Here is an 18103-nt window from a genome sequence, read left to right as displayed (position 1 = left end):
TAAGTATACTTACCCGGATACCCCATTATTTTATTATTGAATTTCTGAAGTTATTATTTTACTTCTTCGTTTTGTTCAACAGTATTTAGGGCATTCCATTGCTCCTGTATTTTCTCTGCCTCTTCATTACCTTCGAAATCGTGAGGCAAATTAGAACTCATTGTTTGAGAATGAGGCACAGTTTGAAGAATGAAATCTTCGTGATGCCCCGGTTTGCTATAATCATAAGGCCAACGATACACTGTAGGTATTTCTCCTGGCCAGTTTCCGTGAATACGTTCTACCGGAGTAGTCCATTCTAAAGTATTAGACTGCCAAGGATTCTGTTCTGCCTTTTTACCGTAGAATATAGAATGGAAATAATTGTACACAAATATAAACTGAGCTAAGCCTCCAACGATTGCTGCCCAGGTAACAAATACGTTAACAGACAACCATTCATGCATAAATTCAAACTCTGTGAAAGCATAGTATCTACGGGGAACACCATCTAAGCCCATAAAGTGCATTGGAAAAAACACCAAATAAGCCGCTACGAAAGTAATCCAGAAGTGTAAATATCCCAATTTTTCGTCTAACATTCTACCGTACATCTTAGGGAACCAGTGGTAAACACCGCTAATCATACCGAATATCGCAGCAGATCCCATTACCAGGTGGAAGTGGGCAACTACAAAGTAAGTATCATGTAGATTGATATCCAAAGTTGCATTTCCTAAAAAGATACCGGTTAAACCTCCGGAGATAAAGAAAGATACCAAACCGATTGCAAATAACATTGCCGGAGTAAACCTGATATTACCTCTCCAAAGTGTAGCCAAATAATTAAACGTCTTAACCGCAGAAGGAACAGCAATAATTAATGTTGTAATCATAAATACCCCTCCCAAGAAAGGATTCATACCTGTTACGAACATATGGTGTCCCCATACGATGAAAGACAATACAGTAATACCAATTAAAGAGTACACCATCGCATGGTAACCGAAAATAGGTTTACGTGAGTTAGTAGAGATAATCTCAGAAGAGATACCCAAAGCGGGCATAATTACAATATATACCTCCGGGTGACCTAAGAACCAGAATAAATGCTGGAATAAAATAGGGCTACCACCTTCATTTGGTAAAGCTTGTCCTCCTATATATATATCTGACAAATAGAAAGAAGTACCAAAGCTTCTATCAAAAATCAAAAGTACTACCGCTGCTACTAATACAGGGAATGATAACAAACCTACTATAGCAGTTAGGAAGAACGACCAAATAGTTAAAGGCATTTTCCATAAGTCCATTCCTCTTGTACGCATATTAAGTACAGTAGAAATATAGTTAATACCTCCCATTAAACTTGATATAATGAAAAGTACCATAGACACTAACCATAGCGTCATACCCAAGCCAGAACCCGGCATAGCCTTAGGTACTGCAGATAATGGAGGATAAATTGTCCATCCAGCACCCGCTGGCCCAGATTCGATAAAGAAAGTACCTACCATTACAACACTAGCAGCAAAGAACAACCAGTATGAAAGCATGTTCATGAATGGGGAAGCCATATCACGAGCGCCTAATTGTAATGGAATTAATAAGTTAGAGAAAGTCCCACTTAAACCCGCAGTTAATACGAAGAATACCATGATGGTACCGTGGATAGTTACTAACGATAAGAAGAAGTTAGGATCTAATCTGCCATCTGGAGCAAATTTCCCTAACAACACTTCTAATAAAGGAAATGATGAATCAGGATACGCTAACTGAATCCTGAACATTAATGATAAAAGCATCGCAATTAAGCCCATGATAATACCTGTAATAAGGTACTGCTTCGCGATCATTTTATGATCCTGGCTGAAGATATACTTCGTCCAGAATGTCTCGTGATGATGACCATGAGAATGGTCATCATGGTGATGTGTATCTGTATGAATTGCAGCTGTTGCCATAATCTCTAATTTTTCTTAATTGTTTAATGCAATTTGTTTACTGACACCATTTTCTTTCTCAAGAGCTAGCTGGTATTCTTTCTTCATATCTTCGGTTACAATAGGCTTTTGCTCTGTCAACCATTTTTGATATTCCTTTTCACTAACCACCTTTACATTGAACTTCATGTTATAGTGAGAACCTCCACAAATTTTCGCACATAACAAGATGTACTCAAACTTAGCATCATTGGTTTTCTCTTTCATTTCAGCTGTAGTAATGGTAGGCGTAAACTGGAAGAAAGTAGGCATACCTGGTACCGCATTCATCTGAACTCTGAAGTGAGGTAAGTAAAAACTATGTAGAACGTCTATTGAAGAAATTGTAAATCTAACAGGCTTTCCTACCGGAAGTACAATTTCATTTACTTGTAGATCGTCGTAGTTTCTCTTATCAGACAAATCCAAACCTATAGCATTTAAACCGTTCAAGCTACCAATAAGCTTATAGTTTTTCTTACCATTTTCGCCGTCTGCACCAGCATATCTTACATTCCATTTAAACTGTTGTGCAGTAACATCGATCTTAATTGCCTTAGCAATGTCTTCCTCTGAAACATTAGTTATTCCTCTCCAAATAAAGAATCCCATTAACACCAATATAGATAGAGCAATTGCAGGAATAATAGTCCAGTACTTCTCTAACGTATCATTATGAGGATAGAAATAAGCTTTTTTCTTCTTGCTAAACTTGTATTTGAAAAGAAAGAAAAACAGAGCAATATGTGTCAATACAAATACAATTGTAGTAATAATCAAAGTTGTATTGAACATGCTATCTACAGATTTACCATGCTCAGAAGCTGCCTCTGGTAAAATTTGCGCGCCATGGACAGTATAAGACCAATATGCACCATATAATCCAACTAATAATGCTACTATAAACATTATTCCATTGAATTTATTCCATGCAATTCCCTCCTTCTTACCCTGAATTTTTTTTGTCAGTTCATACACATGAAGAACCTTCCCAATCACACCTATAAACAAGCCGATTAAAAGGAATAACAAAACATAGTAGAATACTACCTTACCCAAGCCCTCATGTTTTGTAGCAGCATCAACCGCCTGTTCTGCAGTTTGCGCCATAACTGAAGTTAATGACAGACTCATTACTCCAACTAATGACAACACTGTTCTAAAATTTAAATACTTCTTTATATTCATTTTATTTTAAGTAGTACCAGTTTCTATTAAATATGATGATGTACACTCTCTTCTAAGAATGGATGATTTTTAGGCGCCAATGCCACCTTGCTTAACGCACTCAAGGTTAAGAAAGTAAATAAACCAACAAATCCAAAGAAAATACCTATTTCGATTAGTCCGAAACCTCTATGAGCCTCTACTGTACCCGGCATAATCATCATATAGTAATCTAACCAGTGACCACAGATAATTAAGATTGCTACAAAAAGAATAACGTTCATTTTACGTTTTGAGTCTCTTGTCATTAAAATTAATAACGGAGAAACAAAGTTCATGATTAAATTCAGCCAGAACCAAGGTAAATATTCTGGTTCAAATCTTTTGTAAAAATACACGGTTTCCTCTGGCATGTTCGCGTAGTAGATCAATAAGAATTGGGCAAACCATACGTAAGTCCAGAAAATAGAGAAAGCAAACATAAATTTACCTAAATCATGGATATGATTTTCATTTATCCAGCTTAAATATCCGCTTTTCTTTAATAAGATTACTACAATAGCAATAGCAGATAAACCTGTCACCCACATTGCTGCAAAGTTATACCAACCAAACATGGTGGAGAACCAATGTGCCTCTAATGACATAATAGTATCAAAAGACCATATTGGTGTAGTGAAACCAAAGATTACCAAAAATATTGCTGAGTTCTTAATGCTTCGTTTATAGCTACTCAATCCGCCTTCCAAATCTTCATTATTAGATAATTTAGGTAATAGGTATCCGAAAAAGCTATAAACAGCCAGGAAGATAACTAATCTGGTAAGGAAAAAAGGTGTGTTTAAGTAACCTGCTTTTCCTGCAATAAGCGGGTCGTAGTTTTTGTGTCCCACTTCTGTAAGGCCCTCACCGTTCCAGTGATGATATAAATTATGTGTACCTAAACCTGCTGCTGCAATTATTATTAAAATAATACTGGCGATAGGCAACACTTTTGAAAATGCCTGAGGTATACGAATCAAACCTGCAGACCATCCTGCTTGTGCTACATATTGCACTGCTAAGAAGAAAGTTCCGGCAGCACACACACAAGTGAAATAATAGCCCATTAATAACAGATTGGCAAAAGTCCTTTCTGCGTGGTGGTTTGAACCATTCTCAGTTAAAAAACCGTAGGCGATAGCAACAATACCGATCAAAATCGCTACTAAACTATACGTTTTAGCTTTTCCTGAGAATTCGAATTGTTCCGAAAAATTATGCGTATGATTATGAGTTCCCATTTTATTTTTTGATCAATTATTGTTGTCCGTTTTGTAATTGATTAACATACATTACTACTTTCCATCTCTCTTCAGGAGAAAGCTGAGAAGCGTAAGATCCCATTAGGTTTAATCCATACTCTATGGTATGGTAAATCTGACCTGGAGTTAAATCCTTCATTAATCCTCCCCTTGAAGAATTTCCCGTAGCGTATGAAGGGGGCGCCGGATACTTACCTAGCTCAACGATATGACCGTTGCCAGTACCATTTGCTCCGTGGCAAGGGCCACACATAGCAATGTATAATTGTTTACCTTCTGCTAAATTCTTCTCATTTACTTCCAAAGGATTAAGTGCTGCCTTAGAAGCGTCGTAACCTTCTCTTGTATTAGGATATTCAAATTTCGTATATCCAATAGGCACAGTTCCCGCCGGTGGAATTTGCGCTGTCTTTCCATCAGCAAAATTCGGGTTTTTCTGATCCGGATTGTATGCAATTGGTTCATACATGTTCGGAGCAAATTCTAATCCAGTACTTCTCTTATCTCTACAAGAGCTTAATATAGCTACAGCACCTAAAGCTACTAATGCGAAACTTACTATACTGGTCTTATTCATAGCTAACATATTTTCTATCGTTGTACTTAACTTCTACTGCGCCAGTTTCTCTAAACAAAGAATCGATTTTCTCGTGGTCTGTGTTCTCTGCTGCATCAACTGCTAACACAAAATGATCATCAGTAGCTCTAAAATCCATTACTCTTGGTGCTCTTCCCGGAAAAAGGTGTGTTCTATAAAAGAAAGTAAATCCCATTCCGTAAGAAGCAAATAAAACCGTAAGCTCAAACATAATCGGAATAAAATCCGGGAATGCGAATGCCGGCTTACCTCCTATATTCATCGGCCAATCGTAAACCAGAGTATAGTACATTAAACTAAAAGCACAAGCAGTTCCAGTTATACCAAATAAAAATGCAACGATTGGTAAACGGCTTCTCTTAACGCCCAGCTTGTCTTCTATACCGTGTATTGGCATAGGAGTAAAAGCGTCGTAAATCTTGATGTTATTTTTTTGTAAAGCATCGATCCCTGCCATCATATCGTCAGGATCTGCATAAGATGCTAAAATATATTTAGTGTTGCTCATTGTTATTATTTTGCGTAATCAGCTTGGTTAACACTATCAAATTTGGTTAAAGACTCTTTATAGTATTCAACCTCCTCTGGTTTAAGAACTCCTTTTTCAATCAATGCTTTCTTACTTTGTTCTGAAGATGATTTCACCAGTAATTTAACCTCTGCCATAGCTACAGAAGGCAACACTCTAATGAATAATAAGAACAATGTAAAGAATACTCCGATTGAACCAATAAATAGACCGATATCAACCCAAGTTGGATAAAACATTGCCCAGCTTGACGGGATATAATCTCTATGTAATGAAGTTACGATAATTACAAAACGCTCGAACCACATACCAATGTTTACAACGATTGACAACACCCATGATACTGCTATATTCGTTCTGATTTTAGAGAACCAGAATAATTGCGGCGTAATCACGTTACAAGTCATCATACACCAGTAAGCCCATGCATAAGGACCAGAAATACGGTTCAGGAATGCATACTGCTCGTACTCTACACCAGAATACCATGCAATAAACAGCTCTGTCAAGTACGCAACACCCACAATAGAACCTGTTAACACGATAATCTTGTTCATAGATTCAATATGGAACATGGTAATGTAGTTCTCCAGACCTAATACTTTTCTGGTAATTAGCAACAACGTCTGTACCATTGCAAATCCGGAGAAAATCGCTCCCGCAACGAAGTACGGAGGGAAAATTGTGGTATGCCAACCAGGAATTACCGAGGTAGCAAAGTCAAAGGATACAATTGTGTGTACCGAAAGTACAAGAGGTGTAGAAAGACCTGACAAGATCAAACAAACAGCCTCAAAGCGTTGCCAGGTTTTTACCGACCCAGTCCATCCGAAAGAAAGGATAGAATAGATTCTTCTTTTTAAACCTGTTGCTCTATCTCTGATAGTTGCAATATCTGGTAATAAACCAATGTACCAGAATAATAATGATACAGAGAAATATGTAGAGATCGCAAATACGTCCCAAATTAGTGGTGAGTTAAAGTTAACCCATAATGAACCAAATTGATTCGGAAGCGGGAATACGAAATGAGCTAACCATGGACGTCCCATGTGTGCAATAATGTAAGTTGCAGCACAGATAACGGCAAAGATTGTCATTGCCTCTGCAGAACGGTTAATTGAATTCCTCCAGTTCTGGCGAAAAAGTAACAATACCGCAGAGATTAATGTACCGGCGTGACCGATACCTACCCACCATACGAAACCGGTGATATCCCAAGCCCAACCTACTGTCTTGTTTAATCCCCATGCTCCTATACCATACCAGAATGTATAACTAATGCTGACAACCCAAAGCAAAGCTCCTGCTACAGCTACAGTGAATCCTATCCACCAAGCTTTGTTTGGTTTATTTTCTACTGGTAAAAGAACCTCGTCAGAAATTCTTCTGTACGTAATGTCTTTACCGGTTATTAACGGTTCTCTTAATATCGATTCGTGATGAGATGCCATATTTTCTTTTTAATAAAATCCTAAAATTAAGCCTCTTGTAACCCTGTGTTAGTAATCTTTGTCATATAACCAACACCTGCCTGAACATTGATCTCTTCTAAAACGTAGTATACTCTTTCGTTTTTAAGCGCTTTCGATACTTCAGAATTAGGGTCATTTGCATCACCGAAGATGATTGCATTTGAAGCACAAGTTTGCTGACAAGCCATTTTGATATCACCATCTTTAAGTTCTCTTCTCTCGATCTTAGCTTGCAATTTACCCGCCTGGATACGTTGGATACACATTGAACATTTTTCCATAACACCACGGAAACGTGTAGTTACATCCGGATTCAATACCAATTGTGTAAACTCGTTATTTAAATAGTTATCGAAACGAGAATCGTTCCAGTAGTTAAACCAGTTGAAACGACGAACTTTGAAAGGACAGTTGTTAGCACAATATCTTGTACCTACACAACGGTTATATGCCATGTGGTTCAAACCATCAGAAGAGTGTACCGTTGCCAGTACCGGACAAACAGTTTCACAAGGAGCATGGTCACAATGCTGACACATCATTGGTTGATTAACCACTGAAATGTCTTCCATTCTTCCTTCAATCTTTTGGATCTCTTTTTCTTCTGTGATTGATTTTCCCTCTTCGTTGAAAGTGTAATAACGATCGATACGTAACCAGTGCATTTCGCGACGACGACGAACTTCGTCTCTACCCACAACAGGAACGTTATTTTCGATATTACAAGCAACTATACATGCACCACAACCAGTACAAGCATTCAAATCGATTGCCATTACCCAATTGTGTCCAGGGGTCTCATATTTTTTCCATAAATCGTAAGTCTTATGGTGATTATGAGGGTTACCACTTGAAGGGTCTTTTTTGTAGTCTGAGAATGAAGCTTCTCTAATTACATTTCTTCCTTCATAAGAATGGTGAGTTTGTGTCTGAGCTAACTCATAGTAACCAGAAACCTGCTCAATAGTTACAGTAGAAACGCCCATAAACGGATATGCATTTTTACCCAGGCCGTCACCTACTTTTCCCGATTTTTCTCTTCCGTAACCTAAAGCTATTGCTACAGTCTCGTGAGCTTGACCTGGCTGAAGTAAAAGAGGTAATTCAACAGAATAATCTCCACCTGTTACTTTAACAAGACTATTTTCTTTTAATCCTAATTTCTCTGCATACTTAGGATTAACAGCTGCATAGTTATCCCAGGTTACTTTAGATATTGGATCTGGTGTTTCTTGCAAAACAGGGTTATTAGCCTGCTCGCCTGTTCCTATTACACTGGTATACAAGCAAAGTTCTATAGCATCTGTTGTTTTGTACTTAGATGCTAATGTAGCCGCTGCTGCTGCTACATTCCCAACAAAGCTATAAGCTGCTGCTGGTTTGGCTGCCTGTAATATATGACCGGTTTGTAAAACATCCTGCCATGTTTTTCCAGAACCTGGAAGAATTGCAGTTTCCCAATTATTCTTTACAAATGTATAATACTCCGGAGTTGCATTCTCTGCCCAGTTTAATAAGCTTTCTTCTGCTTGCCTTGTATTATAAATTGGATTGATCGTCGGTTGAACGATTGTATAATAACCAGATAACGCGTTAGCATCACCCCAAGATTCTAAAAAGTTATGATTTGCAGCAACTACGTTAGATAATGATGCTGTTTCATCTTCTCTGTCAGCAAAAGAAACTCTTAACGCTACTTTCTGGATTGCTTCTTTGAACGACTTATTATCTGCATAAGTATATACAGGATTAGTATTCAGGAAGAAAACAGCTCCAACAGACCCGCCTTTTGCTTCGTTAATTAACGTTACAATATCAGTATCATTTCCTGCATATTGATTACTTGGGTTATCCAGGTCTATAGTAGAACCGTAACTTCCAAGCGCACTGTTAATGGCATTAACTACTGTCTGGATTTGAGGGTCATTTGAGCCTGAAATCACTAAAGCTGCTCCTTTAGCTGCCGACAATTCTTTAGCTGCTAATTTGATAGCTGCAGTTGCCGCCGGATTAGAAGAAAGATTGGCTCCTGAAACTGACGTTCCCGTTAACTCCGCATACAATGCAAGTACTGCCGCTGCTTCCTGAGAAGGTTTAATTACAATTCTTGAATCTGCAGATGCCCCAGCTTGAGTAAGAATTGACTCGAACTGAATGTGTCTGGACATTTTCTTCGCCGCTAAGGATTTATAGTTTCTGTTTTTATAGTATTGAACAGCATACTGAGAAGGAGAAATCCATGACCCCAGGAAATCGGCGCCAAAGCTTACCACAACCTGAGCTTTATCAAAATTATATTGAGGGATTACTGCTTTACCAAAGCTATCAGCATTTGCCTTAATGATTCCACCGTAAGAAACGGCATCATAAGTAATCTGCTTGGTGTTTGGATATTTAGCAGTAAATTCTGCAATTACTTTTTTAGTTGAAGGACTGTTTATTGTAGCGCTAAGAATAACGATAGATTTACCAGCAGCCTGCACCTTAGCCAGTTCTGCCTTTACAAATTTATCTACATCTTCCCAGGATGATTCTTTACCGTTTAATAAAGGTCCGTGTAGTTTAGAGTTATCATAAAGATCTAAAACAGAAGCCTGACCTTGTGCATCTAAACCTCCTGCGTTTATAGGACACGCTGGGTTTCCTTCCAATTTAATCGGTCTGCCTTCGCGTGTTTTAACAATAACACCTGTTCCCTTAAAGCTTGATGCATAATAGTTAGGAACACCTGGTGTTACGTCTTCTGGTTTTATCAGATATGGAATAGATTTTCTAACCGGAGCGGTATTACATGCAGCTAAAGTTACTGCACCTAAACCAAATCCCATAGTCTTTAAAAAATCACGACGTGGAGTAGAAGTCTTCAATCCAGAACCTTCTAATACTTCTTCAATAGGAAGCGGTTCAGCAAATTCGCCTTTGTTCTTCTCAACGAATTCAGGAGTTTGATTCAGCTCCTCTAAACCTTTCCAATATTTCTTTGTGCTTTCCATTTAAGCTATATAAGACTTACAGTTTATTCTAATTATTTAACCAATTAATTAATAGTGACATTTACCACATTCTAATCCACCAAGGACAGCTGCTGTAACTTTTTCACCTTTCTTAATTTGTTCGTGTGCCGCAATTACTTTGTCGTAATATGAGTTATGCTCATGATTTACTTCAGTTTCTCTGTGACAGTTCACACACCATTTCATAGTCAATGGAGAGTATTGATATACTTCTTCCATAGTCTCTATTGGACCGTGACATTTCTGACATTCAATACCTGCAACGTTCACGTGTTGTGAGTGGTTGAAATATGCTAAGTCTGGCAGGTTGTGAATTCTAACCCATTCAATAGGTCTTGGATTATCTCCGTATTGTTGAGTTTCGGGATTATAATCTAATGCCGTATAAATTTTCTGGATTTCCGGAGAAATTTCGCCACCATAGTTATCTGTCGCCTGAACATATTTATGACAGTTCATACAAACATTTAACGAAGGGATAGTTGCATTTTTAGACTTCCATGCACCAGAGTGACAATACTGACATTCAATTTGATTTGTTCCTGCGTGTAACTGGTGAGAGAATTTAATTGGTTGCACCGGCTGGTATCCTTGCTGAACACCGGTATTCCACATCACAGAAGTACTGTATGCACCGATAATTATCAAAAGACCAATTACAGTGAAGAATACTGCTTTTTTATTCTTCAGGAATTTCTTAACACCAGCATACTGATCTTTTTCCTCTTTAGCTTCTTCATCTTCTTCAACAATTAAGGCATCACCTTTATTTAAAAGCAAACGCTCTAAAGTTGAAATCACCCGGTTTAAAACCAGGATAATAACTAAAGCAATAACGACTACCGCAATTAAACCAGCGATCATAAAACCGCTTACACCTTTGTCTTCGGCAGCTGCTGTTGCTGCGCCTCCGGCTGGTTGTTCTGCCTTTTTAGTTTCCTCAGCTTTAACATAAGCTAAAATATTGTCGATATCAGCATCAGACAATTGAGGAAACGGAGTCATAGGAGCCTGGTTGTACTCATTAAAAATTTTCACTGCAGCAGCATCGCCAGAAGCAACCATTGCAGGAGCATTTTTAATCCATTTGTGTAACCATTCTCTGTCGTGACGTTGATCGATACCTGCTAATGCAGGTCCCATCACTCTTTTGTCTACCGCGTGACAGGCAGTACAGTTTGCTTTAAATAAAGCTTCACCTGCAGCTGCATCACCAACAACTGCCCCGCCTGCAGCAGCAGGCTCTTCAGCAGCTTCCTGAGCAACAGATACAACTGACGCTCCAATAATGATAGCCGAGACTATCAGAAGGGATCTTACTAATTTCTTAAAATCAGATGAGAAGTTTCTCATATTGAGCTTGTTATACTAAATTTTTTAATGTTTTCTGATTGAAAATGCGTAACCTACCTCATTTTCGCACCACAAAAGTAAAATTAATTACGTTCTGCCTGACAATTTGATGACTGTTTTTACTAATTTAAAACCATTCTAAACTAGTAAAAAAAATAAGGTTCAAATGACATAGAGCACTTTTTTTAGTGATATGCCATTATTTTTCGCCTTTTACTTATTTGTTTTTAAAAGTTTTTTTCTTTATTGTCTTAATATCCACGCAAAAATTAGAGGAGCAACGATTGTAGCATCGGACTCAACAATAAATTTAGGCGTATTTATATCCAATTTCCCCCAGGTAATCTTCTCATTTGGAACCGCTCCTGAATAGGATCCATAAGATGTTGTAGAATCGGAAATTTGACAGAAATAACTCCAGAAAGGAATATTTTCCATTTCCAAATCCTGATAAAGCATAGGCACCACGCATATTGGGAAATCTCCGGCAATACCGCCTCCTATCTGGAAGAAGCCAATACCTTTTCCTTCGGAATTTTTTGTATACCAATCTGCTAACCAGGCCATATATTCTATACCGCTTTTCATAGTAGAGGCTTTTAATTGGCCTTTTATTACATATGAAGCGAAGATATTACCCATTGTAGAGTCTTCCCATCCGGGTACCACAATTGGAATATTTTTTTCTGCGGCTGCCAACATCCAGGAGTTTTTAGGGTCAATTTCATAGTATTGTTCCAACACGCCGCTTAACAACATTTTGTACATATACTCGTGTGGAAAATAGCGTTCTCCTGCATTGTCCGCATTTTTCCAGATAGCATGAATATGTTTTTGCAATCTTCTGAAAGCCTCTTCTTCCGGGATACAGGTATCTGTAACCCTGTTGTAATGATTTTCTAATAAATCCCACTCATCCTGCGGACTAAGATCTCTATAATGCGGAACTCTCTTGTAATGTGAATGTGCAACAAGGTTCATAATATCTTCTTCAAGATTTGCTCCTGTACAAGATATAATTGAAACTTTATCCTGACGAATCATTTCGGCAAGCGAAATACCTAATTCAGCAGTACTCATAGCACCTGCCAGGGTAATCATCATTTTGCCACCTTCATCCAAATGTTTTTCATATCCTTTAGCGGCATCCATCAATGCTGCAGCATTAAAGTGCAGATAATTTCTCTCTATAAACTGTGATATAGGTCCTCTTTGTACACTCATGTCATTAATTTTTTGGACAAAAGTAAGACTTTTTATCTTTTAACCACTATGAACTCATACCCCATCCCTCATTTTAAGATGGAATGCCTGATTTTGCCAATATTTTCCTGGTTTTTCCAGAAATCCACTATCTTTCTTCGAGGCTTCTTCGGGACTTCTTCGAGAAAACAGGGGTAATTCCCGAAGGAAACCCGAAGAAAGGTCGAATAATTATTAGTTGCTTACTTTGAGTTTTTATGTAAGTGGGTCTAAGATGGGAGTATACTGGGAGTATAGTGCTGGTATAGTGCGAGTAGCAATGTACTAACTGTCTTTAGGAATCGACAAAAAATTTGGTCTTATCGTCGATTGTCTACTCCTTGTTATTAATAATTTGTGATGTTGGTAACTGGTAAAGATGAACCCTTCGGAGTGAGATATGTGTGACATGTGCCTGAGATGCATCTAAAAAGATTAGAGAGGACCTTTCCAGATTTACAAAATAACAAAAAATCCCCTCCCCTCCGGACTCTCTCTCAAACCACCCTGACTTATCACTTATCATCTATTGTCTAAAATACTATCTTTACGACTTCGGAAAAGGATCTTGTATCGGGAACATATCAAAAAACTACTTTAAATCATCTAATGAAAAAACTACTCGCAGCCTACATTTTCTCACATATAGCAGCAATAAGTTTTGGTCAAAATAAATTATTGGAACAGTTTAACAGGGTATTTCCCAACGATACTACACGACGAAATACTTTTATGCCTTTGCCCGCAGTGGGATACAATCAGGAAGCCGGATTTATAGTTGGAGCTGCGGGACTTTATTCATTTTATATGGATAAGCATGACTATGCTACCCGTGCTTCTCAGATCAATGGCATGGCATTGGTAAGTACCAAAGGACAAACCCAGTTCTCTTTAAAATCCGATATCTGGTCTAAACGAAATAAATGGCATCACATTCATACTATACAATTTTATCATATACCGTTTAATTTTTACGGAATCGGGAATGATACGGAAGTTATCGATGAAGACAAATTAAAACAAGAAAAAATCAGGATAAATAGCGAGGTAGAATATAAATTTTTTAAGAATTACTATGCAGGTTTAGGTGTAGAATTCGAGTCTCACTCCTTCACAGACAAAGAGGCAGGTGGTATATTTGAGTCATTCCCTTCTGCCGACCAAAAGGGCGGTAAATTCCTGATGTTTAAGATCAGTCAACTTTATGATACGCGAAACTCCAATACTTATCCTACTAAAGGTTTTTTTGGCAGAATAAAATACGGTTATACACCTAATTTCTTTGGTCAGGATAATTTTTCAGGTAATTTCTTCTCAGCAGATATACGACAATTCGTATCCCTGCATAAAAAAGTTGTATTTGCGAGCAAACTGTTTTATGAAGGTTTAGACAGTGACAGACATATTCCTTTTTATGTTCTGCGCCAGTTGGGTAATGATGAAGTTATGCGGGGTTATTATCAGGGAAGATACCGCGATGAACAGTATATATCCCTACAATCGGAAATACGTTACAGATTTAGCAACCGATTTGGTATAGTGGCCTTTGGTGGTTTTGGAAATGTGGATAATAAATTCAATAACCTTTTTTCTGACCTAAAACCTAACTATGGATTGGGTGGACGTTTTTTCTTCGATCTGGATAAAAGCCTGGCTGTCAGATTTGATTACGGTTTTGGCGAGAAACCTACAGGAGAGAAAAGAATATCCGGTTTTTACATAAGTCTTAGTGAGGCTTTTTGATGGTGTTATAGTAGCTAGTGTTTAGTATTAAGATGGCGCTCGTGAACTACAAACTATTACTGATAGTCAAAAAATATCTCACATGATCAGGTATATTAAGAGTTAGCGGTCAGGTAGCGAACGACATTAAAACAAAAGACGGAAACAAACAACAATGACAAACTAAATAAAATGAAACCTTTAATAGTTTTGCTTTCAGTATTTACAGTTACACTTTTGACTACTAAGTTTGTTTTCAGAAACGTTGAATTTGCGTTGTCAGGACGAATTGCAATGTCAGCAATGCTTTTGTTTACGGCTATTGCACATTTTGTATTTACGAAAGGAATGTCAATGATGTTGCCCGATTTTATTCCATACAAAACAGAAGTAGTTTATTTGACAGGCATTATTGAGATCGCTGCGGCGATCGGACTTTTTATTCCTAATTTCCGAATTATGACAGCGTGGTTACTAATTGCATTTTTCATACTAATACTCCCTGCAAACATTTATGCAGCCATAGAACAGATTGACTATCAAAAAGGGACATTTGACGGAAATGGACTTTCTTATTTATGGTTTAGAGTTCCATTACAATTTCTTTTTATCGTTTGGACATATCTTTCAGCTATTAAAAACGAGAAACAAACAGAATGACAGCTAAATAGACAAACTGGTAATACCCGAATCACAAACCAGGGTTTACATCAGCCAGTCTGACTTTCAAGCGTTAAAGTTCTTGCGGACTTTTCCACCCGAACGCCAAGCGCCAAACCGTTAAACAGAATAATTCTATTAAAACTTCACCTTAAAATGTTCCTTAGCCTGACCTTTTCTAAAGAAAACCAATCCGATCCAGAACAAATCAACTGTGCAAGTTACATCCGGGTGATTTTTGATTTCTTCCCACGCTTCCTTCATTCCTTTGCTCCAATAAATATCATCAAAAATCAGCAGGGAGTTTTCATGTACTTTTGGCAGGCTCCAATTAAAATAATTTAAGGTGGCTTCTTTTCTATGATTACCGTCAATAAATACAAAATCTAATTTTGGATACTGCGCTATGATTTTGGGAAAATTATCATCAAAGTTTCCTACTTCCATATGGATATTATTAAGCTCCAACTCGTTAAAATTTTCCTGGGCAATCTTAGCTGTTTCGGGGCACCCTTCCATTGTTATTACACTTGCGTCTGGCGCCGCTTTGGATAAATAAGCCGTAGTTATTCCTAGACAGGTCCCCAACTCTATCATATTAGAAGGGCGCATTATTTTGGCCAAACGATAAATCAATTGCGCCAGCTTGCGAGGCTTTAAAGCATTTTCTGCAATTTGTGAAACCGCTTTTTGCTTATTATTGTTCATATGCGAACCTGCACCCAAATCGGTTATGGTAATAATTCTATCATCTAATATTAACTTTTTACGTAAATCTTCGATATTTTTGTATTCATCTTTAGATCGTAAATCGTAGATGACTTCGTCTATCAATTTATAGACAAAGGGTGAATGCACACCATGTCTGGTTTTCGAAGTGATTCTATGATATATGAAGTCTTTGATGAACTGAAATTTTACCATACGCCAAAGGTAAATAATATGACGAATATTTTTTGCTGAATGGCTTTTTGATATTTTCAAGGAAAAGTGATGAACGAAAAGGAAATTCCAGCATTAATAAGGTTGTTAGACGATCCGGATCCGGAAATCTTTCGACATATAGAAGATAAGTTACTATCTTACGGTGAAGACATTGTTTCTTATCTGGAATTGGAGTGGGAAAAATCTTTCAATCCTATTTTACAGGAACGTTTGGTTAATCTTATACATAAGATACAGTTTCAGAACGTTAAAATGGATCTGGAACTTTGGTATAATAGTGGTTCTTTTGATCTGCTCAGGGGTATTTTAATTATTAACAGATACCAGTATCCGGATCTTGAAGAACAAAAGATCATCAATCAGATAGAAGAGATTAAACGCGAAGTTTGGATGCAGATGATGTATGAGTCCAGCCCTTCGGAAAAGGTGAGACTAATCAATAATATATTCTACAATATTTATGGTTTTGGTGGTAATACGACAAACCATAAAGATCCGCAAAATTCTTATATCAGTCAGGTTTTAGAATCTAAAAAGGGAAACCAAATCAGTCTGGCCATAATCTATTCTATCATTGCCCAGAAATTGGATATTCCTATTTATGGAGTAAACCTGCCTCAGCATTTTATCTTAGCTTAAGAGAACCAAACTCAATATGATAACGATGTATTGTTTTATATAAATGTTTTTAACCGGGGATATATATTTGGCAGAAGAGATATAGATCTTTTCCTGAAACAGCTTAAGGTACAACCTGATCGCTCTTTTTATGAACCTTGTTCTAATGTGGACATCATTAAAAGAGTACTTAGAAACCTCATATCTTCCTATGAAGAATTAGGGTCAGAGGAAAAAGTAAAAGAAATCAGGCAATTACTGGAGGTTTTTGCCTGATTTAAATTATAATGCTTATTCTTCGTGTTTCTGTAGCAGAAATTTATAGATCAGCCCACCTGCAATAGCACCTAAAATAGGCGCTACCCAGAACAACCATACCTGAGCGGTAGCCTGCCCTCCTACAAAGATTGCCTGAGAAAGAGATCTTGCAGGATTTACAGATGTATTAGTAATGGGAATGGAAATTAAATGTATCAAAGTCAACGCTAAACCTATAGCTATTCCCGCAAATTTCCCGTTAGCAAATTTATCAGTTGCTCCCATAATAATAATGAGAAAAAACATGGTCAGTAAAAACTCAGCTAGAAAAGCTTGTCCCAATGAATAACTTTTACCAAAATACACCACAGCATCATAAAAATTACTTGCAAAAGCTCCCGCTCAATTACCTCCAGTCCCTCCATTAATGGTATACAGAGCCGCCGCCGCAACTATTGCGCCTATACATTGCGCCAAAATATAAGGAATCAGATCTTTCGCAGAAAATCTGCCTCCTGCCAATAAGCCAAAAGAGACCGCAGGATTAAAATGCCCTCCTGAAATATGCCCAACGGCATATGCCATGGTAAGTACGGTAAGACCAAATGCAAGGGCAACCCCGAGAAGAAGGATGCCTATTTGTCCATTTTCAGCCGGAGCTATGTGCGAAGCGAAGATTGCGCTACCACATCCTCCGAATACCAACCAAAAGGTACCGAAAAATTCAGCAAACAATTTTTTCATTTCTGTTCAATTTAATTGATTAATTAGATTTATAAACTTTAATACAAAGTTGCTGGTTAAGTGATCTAAGTAGTATAGACTTTAAGAATATTAATATTTCAGCAAAAATTACCTTATTAAAACGCCGAATGTTTATCAAAACAGCAATTATAAATAAGAAATTAAGTTCAAATTGGTTATACTACAACGGTAGTTTCTTCTAATTATAAATTGGTAACAAAATCGACAAAATAATGTTTTACTTTTTTCACCTGGTGTGAAGACGAGATAAAATCATATTATAATTGAAAGTAAAAGTATTCTAATAAGATAATGATAAGATACACCTCGCCATTACCACGGAGTTCCCCGAGATCTAATTATCCCCGCTAATTCCTGTTTAAGTTTTTAGAAACAGAAGCTCTCCTAGACAGAACAATGTTTTGTAAAAGCCGTCATTAATCTGTAAGACGCTTAAACTTCCATTTAGCTTCTGATACCTGCGGCGCATTAAAGGCCAGAAAGAGCAACATA

The 18103-nt window shown here is 37.4% G+C and carries 12 protein-coding genes and 2 pseudogenes; 3 read left to right on the top strand and 11 right to left on the bottom strand.

The window, feature by feature from the left end; all coding sequences use genetic code 11:
- Positions 1-53: 53 nt before the first annotated feature.
- The 9 genes from ABWO41_RS00070 to ABWO41_RS00030 form a co-directional block, all read right to left on the bottom strand.
- A complete protein-coding gene (locus ABWO41_RS00070) occupies positions 54-1943 on the bottom strand; it encodes a cytochrome c oxidase subunit I (RefSeq protein WP_353131791.1) in 1890 nt (629 codons plus the stop codon).
- A 15-nt stretch (positions 1944-1958) separates the two neighbouring features.
- Positions 1959-3149 carry a cytochrome c oxidase subunit II gene (locus ABWO41_RS00065; protein ID WP_353131789.1) on the bottom strand — a complete coding sequence of 397 codons (1191 nt, stop codon included), beginning with the start codon at positions 3147-3149 and terminating at the stop codon, positions 1959-1961.
- A gap of 26 nt (positions 3150-3175) precedes the next feature.
- Positions 3176-4411 (bottom strand): quinol:cytochrome C oxidoreductase, encoded by a 1236-nt coding sequence (locus tag ABWO41_RS00060; protein ID WP_353131787.1) that lies wholly within the window; start codon positions 4409-4411, stop codon positions 3176-3178.
- Between the two features lie 16 nt (positions 4412-4427).
- Positions 4428-5018 (bottom strand): c-type cytochrome, encoded by a 591-nt coding sequence (locus ABWO41_RS00055; RefSeq protein ID WP_353131785.1) that lies wholly within the window; start codon positions 5016-5018, stop codon positions 4428-4430.
- A complete protein-coding gene (locus ABWO41_RS00050) occupies positions 5002-5538 on the bottom strand; it encodes a DUF3341 domain-containing protein (protein ID WP_353131783.1) in 537 nt (178 codons plus the stop codon). The genes ABWO41_RS00055 and ABWO41_RS00050 overlap by 17 nt, the downstream gene beginning before the upstream one ends.
- Positions 5539-5543: 5 nt before the next feature.
- A complete protein-coding gene (gene nrfD / locus ABWO41_RS00045) occupies positions 5544-7013 on the bottom strand; it encodes an NrfD/PsrC family molybdoenzyme membrane anchor subunit (RefSeq protein ID WP_353131781.1) in 1470 nt (489 codons plus the stop codon).
- Positions 7014-7039: 26 nt separating this feature from the next.
- The gene (locus ABWO41_RS00040) at positions 7040-10027 is read right to left on the bottom strand and encodes a TAT-variant-translocated molybdopterin oxidoreductase (RefSeq protein WP_353131779.1); all 2988 of its coding nucleotides are present in this window, start codon (positions 10025-10027) and stop codon (positions 7040-7042) included.
- A 48-nt stretch (positions 10028-10075) separates the two neighbouring features.
- Positions 10076-11401: a c-type cytochrome gene (locus ABWO41_RS00035; RefSeq protein ID WP_353131777.1), complete on the bottom strand. Its 1326-nt coding sequence runs from the start codon at positions 11399-11401 to the stop codon at positions 10076-10078.
- Positions 11402-11644: 243 nt separating this feature from the next.
- Positions 11645-12625 carry a deoxyhypusine synthase family protein gene (locus ABWO41_RS00030; protein WP_353131775.1) on the bottom strand — a complete coding sequence of 327 codons (981 nt, stop codon included), beginning with the start codon at positions 12623-12625 and terminating at the stop codon, positions 11645-11647.
- 627 nt (positions 12626-13252) lie between these two features.
- Between ABWO41_RS00030 and ABWO41_RS00025 the strand changes: the two genes are divergently transcribed.
- Together ABWO41_RS00025 and ABWO41_RS00020 are read left to right on the top strand one after the other, a co-directional pair.
- Entirely contained in the window at positions 13253-14386 is a 1134-nt protein-coding gene (locus ABWO41_RS00025; RefSeq protein ID WP_353131773.1) for a BamA/TamA family outer membrane protein, read from the top strand.
- Between the two features lie 171 nt (positions 14387-14557).
- Complete coding sequence (locus ABWO41_RS00020) at positions 14558-15025, top strand: DoxX family protein (protein ID WP_353131771.1); 468 nt, start codon at positions 14558-14560, stop codon at positions 15023-15025.
- A 138-nt stretch (positions 15026-15163) separates the two neighbouring features.
- Here ABWO41_RS00020 and ABWO41_RS00015 read toward each other — a convergent pair whose 3' ends face one another.
- Positions 15164-15949 carry an O-methyltransferase gene (locus ABWO41_RS00015; protein ID WP_353131769.1) on the bottom strand — a complete coding sequence of 262 codons (786 nt, stop codon included), beginning with the start codon at positions 15947-15949 and terminating at the stop codon, positions 15164-15166.
- A gap of 69 nt (positions 15950-16018) precedes the next feature.
- Here ABWO41_RS00015 and ABWO41_RS00010 point away from each other — a divergent pair.
- Positions 16019-16864 (top strand): annotated as a pseudogene (locus tag ABWO41_RS00010) (transglutaminase-like domain-containing protein).
- Between the two features lie 15 nt (positions 16865-16879).
- Here the strand turns inward: ABWO41_RS00010 and aqpZ are convergent.
- A pseudogene (gene aqpZ, locus ABWO41_RS00005) lies at positions 16880-17590 on the bottom strand (aquaporin Z).
- Positions 17591-18103 lie beyond the last annotated feature (513 nt).

The organism is Pseudopedobacter sp. (assembly GCF_040392825.1).
Taxonomy (GTDB): Bacteria; Bacteroidota; Bacteroidia; order Sphingobacteriales; family Sphingobacteriaceae; genus Pseudopedobacter.
This window is presented reverse-complemented; position numbering and strand designations above follow the sequence as displayed.

What these genes read in the sequence shown, in the direction of transcription:
- ABWO41_RS00040 (WP_353131779.1), bottom strand. Translation starts at nt 10,027, where the DNA reads ATGGAAAGCACAAAGAAATATTGGAAAGGTTTAGAGGAGCTGAATCAA.
- ABWO41_RS00025 (WP_353131773.1), top strand. Translation starts at nt 13,253, where the DNA reads ATGAAAAAACTACTCGCAGCCTACATTTTCTCACATATAGCAGCAATA.
- ABWO41_RS00035 (WP_353131777.1), bottom strand. Translation starts at nt 11,401, where the DNA reads ATGAGAAACTTCTCATCTGATTTTAAGAAATTAGTAAGATCCCTTCTG.
- ABWO41_RS00055 (WP_353131785.1), bottom strand. Translation starts at nt 5,018, where the DNA reads ATGTTAGCTATGAATAAGACCAGTATAGTAAGTTTCGCATTAGTAGCT.
- ABWO41_RS00050 (WP_353131783.1), bottom strand. Translation starts at nt 5,538, where the DNA reads ATGAGCAACACTAAATATATTTTAGCATCTTATGCAGATCCTGACGAT.
- ABWO41_RS00070 (WP_353131791.1), bottom strand. Translation starts at nt 1,943, where the DNA reads ATGGCAACAGCTGCAATTCATACAGATACACATCACCATGATGACCAT.
- ABWO41_RS00030 (WP_353131775.1), bottom strand. Translation starts at nt 12,625, where the DNA reads ATGAGTGTACAAAGAGGACCTATATCACAGTTTATAGAGAGAAATTAT.
- ABWO41_RS00015 (WP_353131769.1), bottom strand. Translation starts at nt 15,949, where the DNA reads ATGGTAAAATTTCAGTTCATCAAAGACTTCATATATCATAGAATCACT.
- ABWO41_RS00020 (WP_353131771.1), top strand. Translation starts at nt 14,558, where the DNA reads ATGAAACCTTTAATAGTTTTGCTTTCAGTATTTACAGTTACACTTTTG.
- ABWO41_RS00065 (WP_353131789.1), bottom strand. Translation starts at nt 3,149, where the DNA reads ATGAATATAAAGAAGTATTTAAATTTTAGAACAGTGTTGTCATTAGTT.
- ABWO41_RS00060 (WP_353131787.1), bottom strand. Translation starts at nt 4,411, where the DNA reads ATGGGAACTCATAATCATACGCATAATTTTTCGGAACAATTCGAATTC.
- nrfD (WP_353131781.1), bottom strand. Translation starts at nt 7,013, where the DNA reads ATGGCATCTCATCACGAATCGATATTAAGAGAACCGTTAATAACCGGT.